This is a genomic window from Pseudanabaena minima str. Chao 2107, from assembly GCF_051131155.1.
In the GTDB taxonomy this organism is placed as follows: domain Bacteria; phylum Cyanobacteriota; class Cyanobacteriia; order Pseudanabaenales; family Pseudanabaenaceae; genus Pseudanabaena; species Pseudanabaena minima.
In genome coordinates this window covers 4,181,008-4,198,709 of the sequence record NZ_CP159508.1, presented here as the reverse complement: position 1 = coordinate 4,198,709, position 17,702 = coordinate 4,181,008, and the positions used below count along the sequence as shown (strand labels likewise).

The 17,702-nt window shown below is 44.9% G+C and carries 14 protein-coding genes and 1 riboswitch; of the genes, 3 read left to right on the top strand and 11 right to left on the bottom strand.

Features of this window, described 5'->3' with window-relative positions; all coding sequences use genetic code 11:
• Positions 1-17: 17 nt before the first annotated feature.
• The 6 genes from ABM313_RS19080 to ABM313_RS19055 form a co-directional block, all read right to left on the bottom strand.
• On the bottom strand, positions 18-1,127 hold the full coding sequence (locus ABM313_RS19080; RefSeq protein WP_434684722.1) for an S-(hydroxymethyl)glutathione dehydrogenase/class III alcohol dehydrogenase: 1,110 nt from the start codon (positions 1,125-1,127) through the stop codon (positions 18-20).
• Between the two features lie 96 nt (positions 1,128-1,223).
• Positions 1,224-1,586, bottom strand: a complete 363-nt coding sequence (locus ABM313_RS19075; RefSeq protein ID WP_434684721.1) for a type II toxin-antitoxin system RelE/ParE family toxin — start codon at positions 1,584-1,586, stop codon at positions 1,224-1,226.
• The gene (locus ABM313_RS19070; RefSeq protein ID WP_434684720.1) at positions 1,579-1,818 is read right to left on the bottom strand and encodes a type II toxin-antitoxin system RelN family antitoxin; all 240 of its coding nucleotides are present in this window, start codon (positions 1,816-1,818) and stop codon (positions 1,579-1,581) included. Before ABM313_RS19070 ends, ABM313_RS19075 begins: the two co-directional genes overlap by 8 nt.
• Positions 1,819-2,235: 417 nt before the next feature.
• A complete protein-coding gene (locus ABM313_RS19065; RefSeq protein ID WP_434684719.1) occupies positions 2,236-2,583 on the bottom strand; it encodes a hypothetical protein in 348 nt (115 codons plus the stop codon).
• Positions 2,584-2,970: 387 nt separating this feature from the next.
• Positions 2,971-8,487 carry a WD40 repeat domain-containing protein gene (locus ABM313_RS19060; protein ID WP_434684718.1) on the bottom strand — a complete coding sequence of 1,839 codons (5,517 nt, stop codon included), beginning with the start codon at positions 8,485-8,487 and terminating at the stop codon, positions 2,971-2,973.
• Positions 8,488-8,498: 11 nt separating this feature from the next.
• Positions 8,499-9,791: a P-loop NTPase fold protein gene (locus tag ABM313_RS19055; RefSeq protein ID WP_434684717.1), complete on the bottom strand. Its 1,293-nt coding sequence runs from the start codon at positions 9,789-9,791 to the stop codon at positions 8,499-8,501.
• Positions 9,792-9,975: 184 nt separating this feature from the next.
• Positions 9,976-10,123, top strand: a riboswitch (cobalamin riboswitch).
• A gap of 27 nt (positions 10,124-10,150) precedes the next feature.
• Between ABM313_RS19055 and ABM313_RS19050 the strand changes: the two genes are divergently transcribed.
• Entirely contained in the window at positions 10,151-10,600 is a 450-nt protein-coding gene (locus ABM313_RS19050; protein WP_434684716.1) for a hypothetical protein, read from the top strand.
• Between the two features lie 297 nt (positions 10,601-10,897).
• The gene (locus ABM313_RS19045; protein ID WP_434684714.1) at positions 10,898-11,746 is read left to right on the top strand and encodes a class I SAM-dependent methyltransferase; all 849 of its coding nucleotides are present in this window, start codon (positions 10,898-10,900) and stop codon (positions 11,744-11,746) included.
• 202 nt (positions 11,747-11,948) lie between these two features.
• On the opposite strand, the gene ABM313_RS19040 is transcribed toward ABM313_RS19045, so the two are convergent.
• Complete coding sequence (locus ABM313_RS19040; protein WP_434684712.1) at positions 11,949-12,611, bottom strand: glutathione S-transferase family protein; 663 nt, start codon at positions 12,609-12,611, stop codon at positions 11,949-11,951.
• A gap of 185 nt (positions 12,612-12,796) precedes the next feature.
• On the opposite strand from ABM313_RS19040, the gene ABM313_RS19035 reads away from it, so the two are divergent.
• Positions 12,797-13,273: a MarR family winged helix-turn-helix transcriptional regulator gene (locus ABM313_RS19035; protein ID WP_434684711.1), complete on the top strand. Its 477-nt coding sequence runs from the start codon at positions 12,797-12,799 to the stop codon at positions 13,271-13,273.
• A 121-nt stretch (positions 13,274-13,394) separates the two neighbouring features.
• On the opposite strand, the gene ABM313_RS19030 is transcribed toward ABM313_RS19035, so the two are convergent.
• The 4 genes from ABM313_RS19030 to ABM313_RS19015 form a co-directional block, all read right to left on the bottom strand.
• Complete coding sequence (locus tag ABM313_RS19030) at positions 13,395-13,604, bottom strand: chlorophyll a/b-binding protein (protein WP_094534572.1); 210 nt, start codon at positions 13,602-13,604, stop codon at positions 13,395-13,397.
• Between the two features lie 67 nt (positions 13,605-13,671).
• The gene (locus ABM313_RS19025; protein WP_190578452.1) at positions 13,672-13,881 is read right to left on the bottom strand and encodes a chlorophyll a/b-binding protein; all 210 of its coding nucleotides are present in this window, start codon (positions 13,879-13,881) and stop codon (positions 13,672-13,674) included.
• Between the two features lie 190 nt (positions 13,882-14,071).
• Positions 14,072-15,508 (bottom strand): mechanosensitive ion channel domain-containing protein, encoded by a 1,437-nt coding sequence (locus ABM313_RS19020; RefSeq protein ID WP_434684709.1) that lies wholly within the window; start codon positions 15,506-15,508, stop codon positions 14,072-14,074.
• Positions 15,509-15,552: 44 nt separating this feature from the next.
• On the bottom strand, positions 15,553-17,685 hold the full coding sequence (locus ABM313_RS19015; protein WP_434684708.1) for an adenylate/guanylate cyclase domain-containing protein: 2,133 nt from the start codon (positions 17,683-17,685) through the stop codon (positions 15,553-15,555).
• Between the last annotated feature and the right edge of the window lie 17 nt (positions 17,686-17,702).

Below are 17,702 nucleotides of genomic sequence, written 5' to 3'. Positions count from 1 at the left end.
ACTTTGCGGCAAAGCTTTTAGAACGTCAGTACTGTGCGAATTGCATCGCCTCTGTGCATCATATCGAAAGCCTCATTGATCTGCTCAATTGGCATCACGTTAGTAATCAAACTATCGATATCGATTTTGCCTTCCATATACCAATCAACAATTTTGGGAACGTCAGTACGCCCCTTCGCGCCACCAAAGGCTGTGCCTTTCCAGGCACGACCTGTAACTAATTGGAATGGACGGGTGCTGATTTCTTGTCCTGCTCCTGCGACACCGACAATTACGCTGACTCCCCAACCTTTATGACAGCATTCCAGAGCTTGACGCATGGTTTGGGTTCTGCCGATGCATTCAAAGCTATAGTCTGCGCCGCCTTTAGTCAGGTCAACCAGATAAGGAACGAGATCGCCTTCTACTTCTAAAGGATTCACAAAATGGGTCATGCCCATTTTTTCAGCAAGGGCGCGTTTTTTGGGATTAATGTCTACGCCGACGATCATGTTTGCGCCGACCATCCGACATGCTTGGATCACGTTTAAACCGATGCCACCTAAGCCAAAGATCACGACATTAGAACCAACTTCAACTTTTGCCGTGTTAATTACTGCGCCGATGCCTGTAGTTACGCCACAGCCGATGTAGCAGACCTTCTCGAAGGGGGCATCATCGCGGATTTTGGCTAGGGCGATTTCTGGGAGAACTGTGTAGTTGGCAAAGGTGGAGGTTCCCATATAATGATGGATTTTTTCGCCATTAATGGAGAAGCGACTGGTTCCATCGGGCATTAAGCCTTGACCTTGGGTGACGCGGATCGCTTGGCAGAGGTTGGTCTTACCACTGAGGCAATAGGAGCAGTTGCGACATTCGGGGGTGTAGAGAGGAATGACGCGATCGCCTGCTTTAAGAGAGGTAACACCTGCGCCGACTTCGACGACGACACCTGCGCCTTCATGTCCGAGGATGGCGGGAAATAGTCCTTCGGGGTCATCACCTGAGAGGGTGAATGCGTCGGTGTGACAGACTCCTGTGGCTTTGATCTCGACGAGGACTTCTCCTGCTCTGGGGTGATCTAGTTGGACTGTCTCAATTTTGAGTGGTTGTCCTGCGGCGAAGGCGACTGCGGCTTTTACGTCCATGAATCTTGTTGTGTCCCTGAGTTTATGGCGATCGGTTTATTTGAAATTATAAGGGAGACAGATATATTTCAGGGCTATGGTTTGTTATTTGTGCGTTTACTCTATGCGATCGCCTGTTTCATATGCGGCAATGATGCTCTGAATATCTTCTGCGGCGATATCAACTTGTTCTGATTTTGGGTAAATGGTTAGCAAAATAATTCCTGTTGCGGTTTTGACGTAGTAAATCAGACGATAGCCGCCACTTTTTCCTTTTTGATTGTCGCTATTACGGACTCTCAGTTTGAAGACTGCGTAACCAATCCCAGATATTTGATCGCCTAATATTTCTCCTTGCTCAAGTTGGGCGATGACTGGTTGGATATCTTTGCGAATACTGCGATATTTTTTGGCAAGTGTGCGTAGATTTTTTTGAAAAGTGGGAGAGGCTTCAACTTGAACTAATGGTTGATCAGTCATCTTCAATTCCTTCCCACAGTTGAGATGATGGGATGGTTTTTCCTGTCATGGCTTCATGCCAAGCTCGACGAAAATCTGCTAAGACTTCTGCTTGTGATTGATCTTCTAGGTCTATCTGTTCGGGAATGAGAACGATAACTTCTACTCGGCTATTTTTATCGTTTATGAGAGGATGATCTAGGGTTAATTGTCCTTGCTCGTTGATGGTTGCCATTGATTTCAGTGCTTTCATTGTCTTTTAAGATTGTGATGGGCGTTAGGAACTAGTATCGGACATTTTTTATCTTCGGTGTTTAGAGGTTTATTGACAATTATATCCTGACCGTTAATAAAGCAGATAATTACAGATTGTCATGTAGGGGCAAAGCATTCCCGCAGTAATCTATCAATTTTGAAAATTGCTTTATTTTGGGAATGCTTTGCCCAGCAACTTGCAACGTAGGGACAAGCGATCGCTGAAGGTGGAGAAGGCGTAGCATTTATGGGTTGAGTTTTATGTGCCCCTGTACTGCAATTCTTATAACTGAATTGACTCCCACTCGAAAGCTTCTGTAAAGCGAGATAAATGCCGCACATTCGTTGTTGCTACCACCACATAACGACTTAGGATTGGACAATAGCCCGATTACACCCGAATCTAGAAATACAATCATAGATAGAGTTTTGCATCCTCAGGGCGATCGCTATTAATGCTTTCTTTAAATCGTTCAAAAAATATTTCCGCTTCTTGCGTCTCGGCTTCAGTCATTTGAGTAAGTCTTTGTCTCCTTTTTTCTAGAAATTGAAGGGCTAAAGTAGACTTAGAGGACTTTTCCCAATCAGCATAATTTTTTAATTGGTTTTGAAATGCTTCAGTGGGGGTGACAGGATCTAATAAAATTTGACCTGCATCGTTCTTAAAAACACGGTAGGTATTTGCGGCACTTAATCCCAATTCATTTAGTTTTTTACCACTGACTATCTCAGGGGAAATCCGAAAATTTTTATCAGCAAGCATTTAGCCCCTCCTTGAATTTGATTGTCAAGTCAGGTATTTAGTATAACCGATCGCATTTAAAATGAGCGAACCCAGAGGGCTGAATGTAGGATGTAATCTCAAATAGAAAGAATGGTAGGGGCAATGCATTCCCGCAGTAATCTGTTGATTTTTAAGATCGCTTTGTTTTGGGAATGCTTTGCCCAGAAACTTGCAACGTAGGGACAAGCGATCGCTGAAAGCGGAGAGGGGGTAGTATTTGCGGATTAAGTTTGCCTGAGAAGGATACAGATCTCCGACTTTTTTGGTGGTGGAGAAAGGCGATCTGTAATTATATAGAAAAAGTCGGAGATCTCTCCCCTCACAATTTAACCAAAATCAAATTTTTTCCTTTTTCCTTTCTACTTTTTACTTGTCACAAAGCTTCCTATCGCTTTCAGAAACATCGGGATTGGTGGTGAGGTAGGGGCGTAACCGCGCACAGGCGCTATCGAGCATTTCGTCTAGGGTTTGGATGCGCCAGAGTTTGACTATAGATTGATTATCTTTGGGAACTGTGGCGATAAATTGGAAGTCTTCGCGAATAATTCCGTAACCTTCATATTCAGCAATCTGTCTGCCCTGTAGATCCCAAATTCGGGCGGTTCCGTCCCTGCCACTGGTCGCTAACCTTTTGCCATCAGGTGAAAATACCACGCTCAAAACATCCCCTTGATGACCTTGCAGTTTCGCAAGCTCTTTCCCTTCTAGATCCCAAATTCGGGCGGTTCCGTCCCTGCCACTGGTCGCTAACCTTTTGCCATCAGGTGAAAATACCACGCTCAAAACATCCCCTTGATGACCTTGCAGTTTCGCAAGCTCTTTCCCTTCTAGATCCCAAATTCGGGCGGTTCCGTCACTGCCACGGGTCGCTAACCTTTTGCCATCAGGTGAAAATACCACGCTCCAAACATCCCCTTGATGACCTTGCAGTTTCGCAAGCTCTTTCCCTTCTAGATCCCAAATTCGGGCGGTTCCGTCACTGCCACGGGTCGCTAACCTTTTGCCATCAGGTGAAAATACCACGCTCAAAACATCCCCTTGATGACCTTGCAGTTTCGCAAGCTCTTTCCCTTCTTCCCAAATTTGGGCGGTTCCGTCACTGCCACGGGTCGCTAACCTTTTGCCATCAGGTGAAAATACCACGCTCCAAACATCCCCTTGATGACCTTGCAGTTTCGCAAGCTCTTTCCCTTCTAGATCCCAAATTCGGGCGGTTCCGTCCCTGCCACGGGTCGCTAACCTTTTGCCATCAGGTGAAAATACCACGCTCAAAACATCCCCTTGATGACCTTGCAGTTTCGCAAGCTCTTTCCCTTCTAGATCCCAAATTCGGGCGGTTCCGTCACTGCCACTGGTCGCTAACCTTTTGCCATCAGGTGAAAATACCACGCTCAAAACATCCCCTTGATGACCTTGCAGTTTCGCAAGCTCTTTCCCTTCTAGATCCCAAATTCGGGCGGTTCCGTCCCTGCCACTGGTCGCTAACCTTTTGCCATCAGGTGAAAATACCACGCTCCAAACATCCCCTTGATGACCTTGCAGTTTCGCAAGCTCTTTCCCTTCTAGATCCCAAATTCGGGCGGTTCCGTCCCTGCCACTGGTCGCTAACCTTTTGCCATCAGGTGAAAATACCACGCTCAAAACATCCCCTTGATGACCTTGCAGTTTCGCAAGCTCTTTCCCTTCTAGATCCCAAATTCGGGCGGTTCCGTCCCTGCCACTGGTCGCTAACCTTTTGCCATCAGGTGAAAATACCACGCTCAAAACATCCCCTTGATGACCTTGCAGTTTCGCAAGCTCTTTCCCTTCTAGATCCCAAATTCGGGCGGTTCCGTCACTGCCACGGGTCGCTAACCTTTTGCCATCAGGTGAAAATACCACGCTCCAAACATCCCCTTGATGACCTTGCAGTTTCGCAAGCTCTTTCCCTTCTAGATCCCAAATTCGGGCGGTTCCGTCCCTGCCACTGGTCGCTAACCTTTTGCCATCAGGTGAAAATACCACGCTCCAAACATCCCCTTGATGACCTTGCAGTTTCGCAAGCTCTTTCCCTTCTAGATCCCAAATTCGGGCGGTTCCGTCCCTGCCACGGGTCGCTAACCTTTTGCCATCAGGTGAAAATACCACGCTCAAAACATCCCCTTGATGACCTTGCAGTTTCGCAAGCTCTTTCCCTTCTAGATCCCAAATTCGGGCGGTTCCGTCCCTGCCACTGGTCGCTAACCTTTTGCCATCAGGTGAAAATACCACGCTCCAAACATCCCCTTGATGACCTTGCAGTTTCGCAAGCTCTTTCCCTTCTAGATCCCAAATTCGGGCGGTTCCGTCACTGCCACGGGTCGCTAACCTTTTGCCATCAGGTGAAAAAGCGATTGATTGATTATCTAGCAGATAAAAAGGTGAAGATATATCTGCTTTAATTATCGTCTTCTCGCGAATTTTAGTAAGGGAATTTTGGAGAGATAAAATCGGACTGACGGCGGGATATAGCTCCAAGGGTCGATCTTTGGCAATACTTTTTAATTCTTTGCTAGCCTTCACGACAACTAATAAAGTTTTTAACTCTTGAAATTCAAATTGCTTCAATAATAACGATCCCTCCCGTTCTAGCCTTGTCCCAGCAACGGCTTCCTGTTGTTCAAGAAAGGTCTTCCCCGCATAGATACTAATGCCAATAGCCGCCACCGAAGCAATTCCCAGAAAAATTGAAGCGATCCAAATCCGTTGTTTCGCCTTCCGATTTGCCACTGCATAGATTTCTCTCTCTTTTTCCGCCAACTCCCTCTTCTTCCGTTCTTCCCGCAACTCTGCCATCAAATCTATCTTGTACTTATTGCGAATAAAGCTAACCAAATAATCATGAATCAACTGAAAACGATCATCAGGCGAACTACTCACCCGAAAAGCAAGCCCAGAGCCAACGAGAACCGCTAGTACCAGCGAGAGGTTTTCTGCTTCGTTGAGAGGTTCAATCCCCCTGCCTTCGGCATCCCCCTTAGAAAGGGGGACTGAGTTATCTATACTTCCTAAAGCATCTAAAGCCCCCCTTTGTAAGGGGGGTAGGGGGGATCTAATCTCTAAACCATCACTAGAATCCAGATGCTCGATCCCCCTGCCTTCGGCATCCCCCTTAGAAAGGGGGACTGAGTTATCTACACTGCCTAAATCATCCAAAGCCCCCCTTTGCAAGGGGGATAGGGAGGATCTAACCTCTAAACTATTACTAGAATCCAAAGCCCCCCTTTGCAAGGGGGGTAGGGGGGATCTAACCCCCAAACCATCATCAGATCCCACCCCCAACAACTCCGCCGAAAGCTCCGCTTGCGTCTTTTGCGGACGCTTCTCCTCATTCCCCGTCAACGCATACAACACCCTCTCCGCCAACACCTGATTCCCCACTCCACAATCCCGCACCACATTCTCCAACCACCGCTCCACCAAAACCTCACTCGGCTTCCGATGCGTATCCCCCGTCAACGCCAAATACTCACGCAGATTCGCGATCGGCGGAACCTCTGACTCCAACTGCGCCCCCACCACCTGCAACTCAATCGGCAAAATCCGCAACTGCTCACCACTCAAATCCGTCACAAGACGCTCAATCAACTCAGGCTCTAAACGTAACTGCGATCGCCTAGTCAACTCCTCGATCACCCGTCGCGCCTGAGCCTGCGTAAAATCTCCCAAATAGTAGCGCACCTGCTTACCGAGAATATCATTCTCCACCTTTTCCAAATCCACCGCCCGATCGCATTCCAACAAATAATGCAAATAGTCCTCCCGCAACGACAACACCACCCGCACAAAATCCGTATGCAAGCAAGCCTTCAGGAACTTATAAAACGGCAAGCGATCGCGAAAATCTTCCTTCTTAAAAAAGAAATCCTCAAACTGATCGAATATCAATACCGTCAAATAATTCTCATCAATATTCCGTTTGAAATGCTGAATTGGGTCGAGTTCGGGACGGCGATCGCCAAAATATTTTTGTAACTTATGTTTAACTTCTGCACTCCAATCTTTGTAATTTTTGATCGCAAAAACTAACACCTTGCGCCCGTCAATCGTTCCCTTTGCGCGTAAGGCAGGAACCAATCCACCAATCAAAATCGAGCTTTTGCCCGCACCCGAATCGCCATGAATTACAGTCAAAGGATATCGCGCCTGACCAATGCGATCGACCAACTTCTCCACATCCAACATCCGCCCCGAAGCTTCAATCTCCTGTGCGATCTTGTCCGACTGTTCCGCAACAGTCGCATACATATCGAAATTATTCCTTTCCCGCTTCGGATTCAAAGTCCCCGCACCGATGAAAGCCCTTAGCCCATACTGCTGCTCCACTGATCGCTGATGTTGCTTAGTCTCAAAGGCTTCCAAATATAAACCCGACTCAGTGTAAAGCGATCGCAACTCCTCCAAAACCGATACATAGATCTGCGCGTCATAGGGATGTTGCTCATTCAGCCAGCGATCGCGCACACCCTCTAGTCTCGTGATCGCACCTTGGCGATCGCCTAATCCCTCCAAAGCCCTCGCCAACCAAAGCTCATATTTAGCATAGCCATAGCGCCGCGAAGGTGCAAGGTTAGCCAGTTGCAGCATTTCCCCTTGGGCATATAGCGCCAGTGCCGCTTCCGCCGCTTCCTTCGCCGCCCGATAGTCCCGTTGCATCAACTTCACCGACGCAAGAATCCCGCGATCGTGGGATTCACGGAGGAGATTGGGATAGATTTGATGGAGAGATAAGGCTTCATTGACGAGAGATTCTAAGTCCTCACCCCCAAACCCTCTCCCAGAGAGAGAGGGGGGCAGAGATAAAGCTTGAGTTCCCTGTTCCTCTGGGAGAGGAGAAATCAAATTAGTTTCTTGTTCCCCTCTCCCCATGGGAGAGGGGCTAGGGGTGAGGGCTAATAACTCCTCCCATGTTGCAGTCAAGAAATTGATATACAAAGCCATCAATTCCCCTCGTTGCAGGTTCCGCAAAATATCCATACTTTCAGCTAAATACTGCTGAGAAGTTGCATAAAAAGGCTGTTTCTGATAGCGCTCACGCATCGCCAAACTGCGATCGCCTAATCCCAATTGCAATAGACATACTGCCTGTTTAAGCTGATCCCCCGATTGTCGCCAAAAGGCTAAACTCCTCTCAAATAAGGCTTTTGCCTTCCCAATTTCTCCCTCAGTCATCGCCATACAGCCAAAAGCAAAATCTAAACCTGCGCTAATTTCGTCACTAATCTCAATGGCTTGAGCCTCTAAATCTGCGATCGCCGTAATTAGTTCAAACTGTTGCAAACTTGCATCCCAATCGCCCAAACCTTGAGATTGCAAATAACGATCGAACGTAGCTCTGATTGAATCTTGCACCAGTTCCTTTAATTCCATCGCCTCAAGCTGAAACTCGATCGCCCCTGCCGTAGTCCAGTTCGCCAAATCACTCGCCTCACGGGTCAAAATATCCTGAGTGCGATCATTCAGCCACAGCACCATCGGAAATTCCAAACAATTCGCAAATTCTTCTCGTACTCGATTTGCCGACTTCAAAACCGCTTCGATTTCCGTAACCGCATACAACCCCAAAACCATTAATACCTTGGGCTTCTGCTCAATGGGCAATTGATGCACTTCTCCCATCAATTCCTGAATCGGCGCAAGTAAAGTCTTCGCGTCAGGTTTCAGTTCAAGTATCGCGATTGCAGTTTCAGGTAAACCATTCTCACCAAGTTGCGATCGCAAGTCCTGCAAAACCCGCTTTTGCAAAACCCGATAATTACACAAAGCGATCGACAATGAAAACCCTTGCGATCGCGTCACAATTCTCGTCAATCGACGCAAGGCATCGCGATTATTCTCTGCAATTATTTCGGTGCGATCGCTCATAGAATTTGCCTCTAATCATCCAAAATCGGATTTCGGTCAAACCAACTATTACCTTGATACTCATACTCAAACACAAACTGACTCTTGATTAGGGTTTGATATTCCGCCTCACCACGCACCCGTTTATCCTGTTGTACCTTCTTAATCAAATCCCATTCATCATCAGTGATTGTCTTTACCATTTTATTCCGTTCCTTAGCGATGATGCTCTCCACTAATTTGGCGGTAATCGGCGGATCATCCTGCTCTAGGCAACCATACAGCAATCGAAATAAATTGCGAACATGACCACCACTAGCTTGACATAGGCGATCGAGAGTTTTGGGACTATCGAATACTTTGTTTACAAACTCATCACTAATGCGTTGTACAGAATTAACCTTTGGAAATGCTCTCGCCATTACAATCTGTCTGAGTAGCGCCATTCCTGCCTCACACTCACTGCCATCTGCCAATCGCGCAGGAACCATCGGCAAAGTCTTAATATCCGTTCCAAATCGACTGGTCACGATCGCTGCATCATTGGAAAAAGTTAACAACAACGGCACTGTATAAACCACATGGCAATCCAACCCTCGCAACTGATCGCCCCGTTCAACAAACAAATATCCTGCCTTGGACTGCTCTTTAAGATCGATGCGATTTTCAATGCGATCGAGGTTATCCACAATCACGACTAAGCCTTTCTTGCCAGCAGCTTGCAGTCTCTCCTTAGCAGGCGCTAGTAACTCCTTATTAATGGAAGTAATAATGCTATTAGTGCGGGATTCCAACCGTTCGCGCATTTGCCGGCGCAATGACGGGCTGTTCTTGGCTTGGGCTGTAATCTCAGCAATCCCCACTGACAGCCTAAAGTTTGCGCTCAAATCGAGCTTCGTTTGCAAAATATCCTTCAGTTCGCCAAATAATTTTTTGAAATATTCGGGGATGATATTAATGCCCTCCTGTTCCAACCCTTTGCTGAGTTGACCTGCGATCGCTAACAAAATATCACTGGCATCAACATCACTTAGTTCCAACTGGCGATCGCATTCAAAATAAGCTACATGAAATTTTTTCTCGGTCAACTCATGCTTCAGCCGCAAAAGCTCCGTCGATTTGCCACAGCCAATATGTCCTGTAAATAGCTGACAGGTGGACTCATCGGGCGAAATTCGCACAATCTTACGGGACAGACTTTCAATTAACTTTTCACCCCGCACCGTTGAGAGGTCAACATAATAGCTGCGATCCTCTTCGTTACTAGAGTCGAGGGGATGCGTGGGATTGCAAGCCTTATAAAATCGCGAAAGTTCAAGATCCATAGTCGGATTTTAGGATGAGCCATATCAAGTGCTGCCTATCCTAATATAGCGGATGTAACCTGTCTATGGCAGTCCTAAATCATAGGCTTCGACACTTCGGCAAGCTCAGTGCATCGCTTCGCTCAGCCAGCGTTGATCGCTGGCTGAGCGAAGCCGAAGCCTCTCGTTTCGCCATAGATGTTATACTTTGACTTCAGCTTTCGGTTTTAGTGAGGAGCAGTCACTAAAAGTAATGGGGAAAGATTGGTGTAAGTCCAACGCTGTCCCGCAACTGTGATTTTCTGTTCAGCAACAGAAAAAGTCAGAACGCCCACCGAAGCTCATTTCAAATCCATAAATCTACATCTACGAGGTAATAGATGAAGTTAAAAGATAGCGACTGGCAAGGCAATTTTGGCTATTGGCAAAAAAGCTTTATTCACGCAAACCTAATGATGATTGGCTATGCGGCATGGCAAGGATTTTTGCAACATGGTCGCGGAGTCGTAGTTTGTGATATTGATCGCAGTGCGATCGCGCCCAGTAACACAGGTTTAGAAGTCACCCAATTCCAATCCCAATTTATTGCTGAACAAGAATTAATCTCTTCAATTCAAACTTTTTCTCTCGATCAAGAATTAATTACTGTGCTTGTGCAAGCGGTTGGGAATTATGCTCCAGACAAAGAGGTGGTTCTACTGATGAAAATGGAGCAGCATCTCGAAATTAATCTCTTCCAAAACCTGAAAATATTCCCCCCTGACTGTTACGAGCAAGTCAGCCGCCGTTGGGAAGAGTTTCAACCTTGCCTAGAAACCCATATTAAATGAGCGCAAAAAGCTGTAATTGCTGGTGTTCCGTGGATAGAATTCCTGAGATCATATAAGTCTAGGGCTGGCACGGGGGATTGCCACTACAGAATATAAATTATTGTAGTAGGTGCAAGCCCCCCGTGCCAGCGCTGTTACGCTAGCAGCAAGAAATTCATCATCTGAGTTCCACGTAACATCAGGAATTAAAGAACCGCTTTTTGTGAGGGCAGCTAAGCAGCTTTTACAAAAAATGCGTTCTTTATTAAGTATTAAGCTCCAGATTCATAATATGAAAACTGCTATATTAACTAATCTATGAACAATGTAATTCGCTACCAAAACGCTGCACTTCAGTACTACCGAGATCTGACAGGTTCTTCCTATCTTCACTATGGCTATTGGGAACCAATTCCTTCACCTACTGATGAGTTGACTGTCACTAAGCTGCGTGTCGCTCAAGAAGCCTATGCAACACATCTTCTATCTTTTCTCCCAACCGATATTCATACCGTTTTAGATGTCGGTTGTGGCAATGGCGATAATGCTGTGGCGATGATTGAGAAGGGTTTGCAAGTTGAAGGTCTAGCTCCCGACCCACTGCAACAAGCAAATTTCTTAGAACGCACCAAAGGCAAAGCTTTATTCCATGTCGATACCTTCCAAGAATTTGTACAAGATCCTGCGAAGTACTCTTCACAGCTTACCTATGACCTCATTCTATTTAGTGAAAGCACTCAATATATGTCGCCAGAAATGATTGCCGAAGGTTCGGCGGCGGTGACGAAATCTGGTAGTTATGTACTGTTAGCAGATATGTTGCGGAAAGATCCTGAATATAAAGAAGGGATGTTTTCCAACTGTCTGATTAATGCTGATTTGCATAGATCAATGGAGAAGGCTGGTTTTAAGTTGGTCAAGACTGATGATATTTCTGCACATATCGCCCCGACTCTAGATATTTGTGTGCAAAGTTTCCAAACCTTTGGAGTTTCCACGATGAAGTATATCGGCAATTTAATCGCGATCGCCGTGCCACCGATTTATAAAGTTCTGCGCTACTTTTTTGGTAAGTCAATCAAGAAATTGATTACTGAAGGGCTCCAAGCATCATCCCTTTTCCATAAGCATCTGTGCTATGAAATCCAGCTTTGGCAAAAGATCTAGTTGATAGTGATGGGCGCTTTGCGCCCGACTATTATTTACTGATGTTGCGTGGAAGGAATTTCTGTCATGTCGGAAGTCTAGGGTTGGCACGGGGGCACAGCCCCTACAAAATCTAAATTATTTAGGTAGGGGCAATCCCTCCGTGGTTGCCCTGCTTCCCTAGCAGCAAGAGATTTATAATCTGCGTTCCACGTAACATCATTTATTTAATCAATTCTGCTAAAAAGCTATTTCGCTTTCTGAGAAACTCATCCAGTAATTCGTAGTAATTTTCAGCAACAGCTTGCTGAACTGATAGTCTTTGTAATAGAGATTTGCGCCATGCATTAACCCTAGGAGTGCGATCGCTAAAGCCAAAATTTTGATAGCGATCAAAGGCGACGAAATAGCGAAAGATCGGTGCATAGACCGCATCAATTAGCGAAAACTTTTCACCAGCAAAGTATGGTGCTGCATTCAGTTGTGCTTCCAACAGTTCTAAATTTGCAATTAAATCTAAACGTTTTGCTTCAAAGGTTTCTTGATCCTTAGCCGCATAGAAACCCGCAATTTTGGCTAGTAGATTGGAACCAAACTCAATCCAAGAGCGATGTTTGGCTTTGGTTAAGGCATCTGGTGGATGTAGCGAGTCTGGGGTAATTTCATCGAGATATTCACAAATTACGGCGGATTCAAATAAGACTTCATCATCAACGATTAGAAGCGGAACTTTACCCAATGGCGAAATTTTGAGAAACCAGTCGGGTTTGTTGGCAAGGTCAATATATTCGCGATCGCAAGGAATTTGCTTTTCAAGCACAGTGATCAGCGATCGTTGTACGTAGGGACAAAGGGTATGGCTGATTAGCTTGAGTTTAGGCAACATGGCAATTTGTAAATGTGGCTAATGTTTGGATATAGTTGCATTTACACTAATTGCAATTGCAACTAAAATTAATTTAGCATATTTAGTTGCAATTGCAACTAAATATGGGGAAATCGCTTCGCAATTCTTCCATAAAGCCTATTTTGATAATTGCGATTGCAACGATTTTTTTGGATACTGAAAGTATGTCAACAAATTCAGCCTTAGACCCTTTACGAAGTTCTGTTTGGCGATCGCTTTTGACCGTCCATATAAGACTGCTTGATCGCATTGCCGAAAAACTGACTCAAGCCGATCTGCCACCTTTAGAGTGGTACGATGTGCTGCTCACACTCAAGGAAGCTCCAGATTACAGCTTACGATTGAGCGAGCTAGCAGAAAAAGTTCTATTAAGCCGTAGTAACCTAACTCGTTTAGTTGATCGCCTCGAAAAAGCCGATTTGCTCTATCGAAAATCCTGTCCTAGCGATCGGCGCGGGACTTATGCAGTCTTAACTGAAGCAGGTCTGGCGATGCAGCAAAAAATGTGGATAGTTTACTCTGAGGGCATTTCTGATTATTTTGCTAGTCATATCTCAGAGGATGAGGCGAGAACTTTACAGCAAATATGCGATCGCTTGTTAAGTAACTTGGCACAATTAAATATCAAACCCAAGAATTGAGTGACGGCGCTCCGCGCTGCTACTCAATTCTTGGGTTGTAATAAAAAACCCTACCTTTTGGGTAGGGTTAAAGAATCGTTTTTACTTTGTCTCAAACATTTTGATTGGGAACGGTCAAGATTTATAGATTCCCCAATAACCAAATCAATCCATGCCCTGTAGCGGCTTCGGTAATTAGAAGAGAGACGAAACCAATCATGGCAAGTCTACCGTTTAGTAATTCCGCGTAAGGTGTAAAACCAGCTTTCTCAGTGTCATCAACATACATCTTTGGTTCAATTGCGAAGTTGTTAAGTACACCGCGTTCATCGACTCTGTAGCTATTAGTCATTGTTTTTTCCTCTGTTTAAATTCTTTTTTTATTTGTCTCAAATACTCTGATGAGTAACAATCAAAATTTATAGATTCCCCAGCAACCAAATCAATCCATGCCCCGTAGCAGCTTCTGTAATAAGGAGAGAGACAAAACCAATCATGGCAAGTCTACCGTTTAGCAATTCAGCATAAGGAGTAAAGCCAGCCTTTGTAGTTTCTTCAACATACATCTTGGGTTCAATTGCAAAGTTGTTAAGTACACCGCGGTCATCGACTCTATAGCTGTTAGACATTGCTTTTTCCTCTGTTTGAGTTCCTTATGTAAAGAAATATAACAAAGTATTTCGAGATGTGAATCTAGCTAAAGGTATGGATGACTATTTGGCTGTACCTATACAAAGAGGTAGTCAAGTTGGCGGTGCAAAGCGCTCAAGCCCAATTCTTGGCTAGCAGCGTAAAGCGCCGCTAGCTAAGAATTGGGCTTCATGCTTTTTGGATTGTATTTACAAGGCGGCGGCGAGTTTCTAAGATCTGACTAATCTCACGGGCAAAACTAGGCTGGCGATCAATCATTTGATTAACAGCACTTGCTGAAAGCATCATTACTTCTAGATCGTCGATCGCGGTTATTGATATCGGACTGGGGTCACCAGAAAAAAGGGTCATCTCACCAAAAAATTCGCCAGTTTTGATCGTTAACAATTCATGTTCGACATGATCGCGATCGCCTACGGTCATCATCGCTTTACCTGCAATCACAATGTAAAGAGCGTTATTACTAGTTCCTTGCCAGATCACTTTCTCGCCTGTACCGTAATGTTGTAAATCAATGCCATCAGCGGCAGAATCAGGATTTTGGAGTGGCACAAAGGAAGGCAAGGATTGGAGGCTTTCGGTAAATTTTTTGGATGTGCCTTGCGCCTGTGAGGTTGGTCCATGAAAATGGTAAAGCGTGCGAATGGGGAAAGGAATCGTCAAACTATTGCGTTGAGCGGCGTACCAGATCCGACTCATAAAGCGATCGCGAATGCTTTCAATGTCACTGTAATCACTGATAAAAAATTTCACTTCATAGGTAATCGCAAAATCATCATAGGAAATCGTAAAAATTTCTGGCTCAGGGTCTTTTAAGATTCCTTCAGTCTCTAAAGCCGTGGTCAACAGGACGTGCTTGGCTAAGTTGGGCGGGTCATTATAGGAAAATCCGTGGCGAATCCTTTCTGCATGAATGGCGATCGGGCGGCTAAAGTTGCGAATAATTTCATTACCGATGAGCTTGTGGGGAATAATTACCATTTCGCGTTCAAAGGTTTGCAAACGCACAGCTCGCCAATTGATATCAATCACCTGACCAGTCACTTCGCCCACTGTTAGCCAATCCCCCACCGAAAAGGGGCGCTCAAATAGTAGGGCTATCCCTGACATGACACTGCCGAGCGTATCTTGCAACGCTAAACCAATCACAATCGAGCTAACTCCTAGAGCTGTGACCAATCCTGCCAGATCAGCATTCCAGACTGTAGCTAAGACGATCGCAGTGCCTAGGAGGACTAAAAACAAGCGAAACAAATCAATCAAGAGTTTAGGAACTCGCGCCCGCCAAGTATCAGCTTTGGCTTGCTCAAAAATCACGGCATTTAGCAAAGAGAGCGCTGCATGGAGTACGCAAATCCAAAAGAGAGTCTGCACACTCTTCACGATGTCATCACTGGCTGGACGCTGTAACACGTACTGGATAAACAACATGAAGGCGAGCATTGGCAGTACCAAGTTTCGCACAACTTGCAATGTGGCGGCGAGGGGGCGGCGGCGATGTTGTAAGCGATAAATCACTTCGCCGAGAATAATTACCGACAGAGCTAGTCCGACAATTAAAGCGATCGCCCAAATAAATAAATAATTGGCACTAGGTTGCAGCATATTGTGATTTCCTAATAAGTTAAAAACATGGCGAAGACATGTTTTTAACTCGGTTTAATTTTGATCGTGCTTTTGAGTTGCCATGCTTGTAATAAGTTTGTCCCATCTTCCACTTTGGTTCCTAGTGGTGCAAACTCATAGAGATCGCAGAGGCGATGGTAAATTTCGTTAGAAACTAAGATAGAGCCTTCGGGACAGGCGGACTTTAAGGCACTAGCAATATTGATCGTGTCACCCCAAACATCGTAGATAAATTTATTTCTGCCGACGATACCTGCCACGATGTCACCTGAGTTAATTCCCAAACTAATGTTTAATTGGAAACCACGCTCTTGACTAAAGCGACGCACGATCGCTTGCATTTCTAGAGCAAAATCGATCGCCCGTTTATCATGGTCGAGATAGGGAACTGACAAACCACAAACTGCCATATAGCTGTCACCAATGGTCTTGATTTTTTCCATCCCATAGCGATCGGCAGTTTCATCAAAACTGGTGACCAGATCATTGAGAATGCTCACAATTTCGTAGGCAGTAAGCGAATCTGACAATTTGGAGAAGCCAGTTAAATCTGAAAATAGTACCGTCACATTAGAAGCACTTTCGGCAATATTCTTTTCACCCTGTTTCAAGCGTTTAGCGATCGCCGCAGGAAAGATGCTCAACAACAGTTGCTCGTTCTCGCGATTTTTCTCTTCGACTAAATTTGTCTGATCATGCAAACTTGTCACCATCACATTAAAAGACTGAGCGAGTTCGCCAAATTCATCTTGAGTCTCTAAAATGGCGATCGCATCCAGTTGCCCAGCCGCCACTTTACGAGCGCTCTCAATTAATTGATTAATCGGTTTCACAAATAAAGAAGCCATCACCATCGCAAGGATGATTACCAATAACATCAATAGCGTTGCTGAAATTAATAACTGACGCTCAAAGTCATAAATCGGTGCATAGGCTTCTGCTAAATCAATTTCCGATAAAATCGCCCATTTTAATCCTTCTATTTGTAAAGGCGCATAGGAACTTAAGACAGGAATATCTCGATAATCACGAATGAGCTTCAGTCCCTGTTTTCCCATCAGTGATTCTTCAACCGCAGGAGTTCGCACAATCTGTGCCAAAATCGAAGTCTTGTATTGACGTATGCGATCAATCGTTTCTTTGTTTACGCCCAAATTAATTAGAGTCTTGATGTATTCTTCGGGAGTTTCGATCAAAAATCGGGAAACCGATCGCATTAAATAATCTTGACCGACTAAATAGGTTTCACCACTTTTGCCTAGACCATCACTTTCCCATTTGCGATTACCCGTCATCACATTGTTGATTTCATCGACAGGGACTTGAATCGCTAGTACACCAATAAATTTATCTTGACTATAAATAGGTGCAGCGATAAAAGCCGCAGGTGCGCCATAGGAAGGAGCATAAGATTCTAGATCGATAATTCTTGCATAATTTTTTTCTTTGGAACGTCTTACCGAGGAGAAGAGTCGTGCAAGATTGCTCTCGTTGTATGCGCCAACAACGAGGCTAGTCGCAAAATCTGTCTCTTTGTAAACTGTATAAACTATGCGACCATCTGGATCGATGAGAAACAAATCATAATAGCCAAACTTCTCAATGATGTTCCGAAAGATCGGATGATAACGCTCATGAAGACGGCTATATTCGCTATTATCTTTGGCTTTATCTAAGAGATGTTTTTTGCCAATAGCATTAGAATTATTGGCAATGTAATGATATTGCAGATAATTGCTAGCGATCGATTCTGGTAAAAATGAATTGAGAACGGGGGAACCTTGCTCTGTTTCTGCTAACTTTGGCAGAAATTCATTCTGATAATAAGCATTAATTTTGGCAGAAGTATCCGCAGGTAATGGTACATTCTCAAGCTGTCGGTACGCATTGGTAAATTCGACGATCGCTGATGCTGTTGACAGATCGTTACTCAGGGTCTGTACATGATTGCGAATCATTTTGAAATAGGATTCAATTTGATAAGCTTTGGAAGCACGGACACTAGTTAACTGATTAAATACGCGATCGGTCAAATTAGCCTGACCACTGCGATAGCCCAGATAAGCGGTGACGAGGATTGAGCTACTGCTAACCGTCAGTAACATGACAATCAGTTTCGATTTGATACTCAGCCAATTAAACTTAAACCATTGCATATAAAAATCTTTATAAC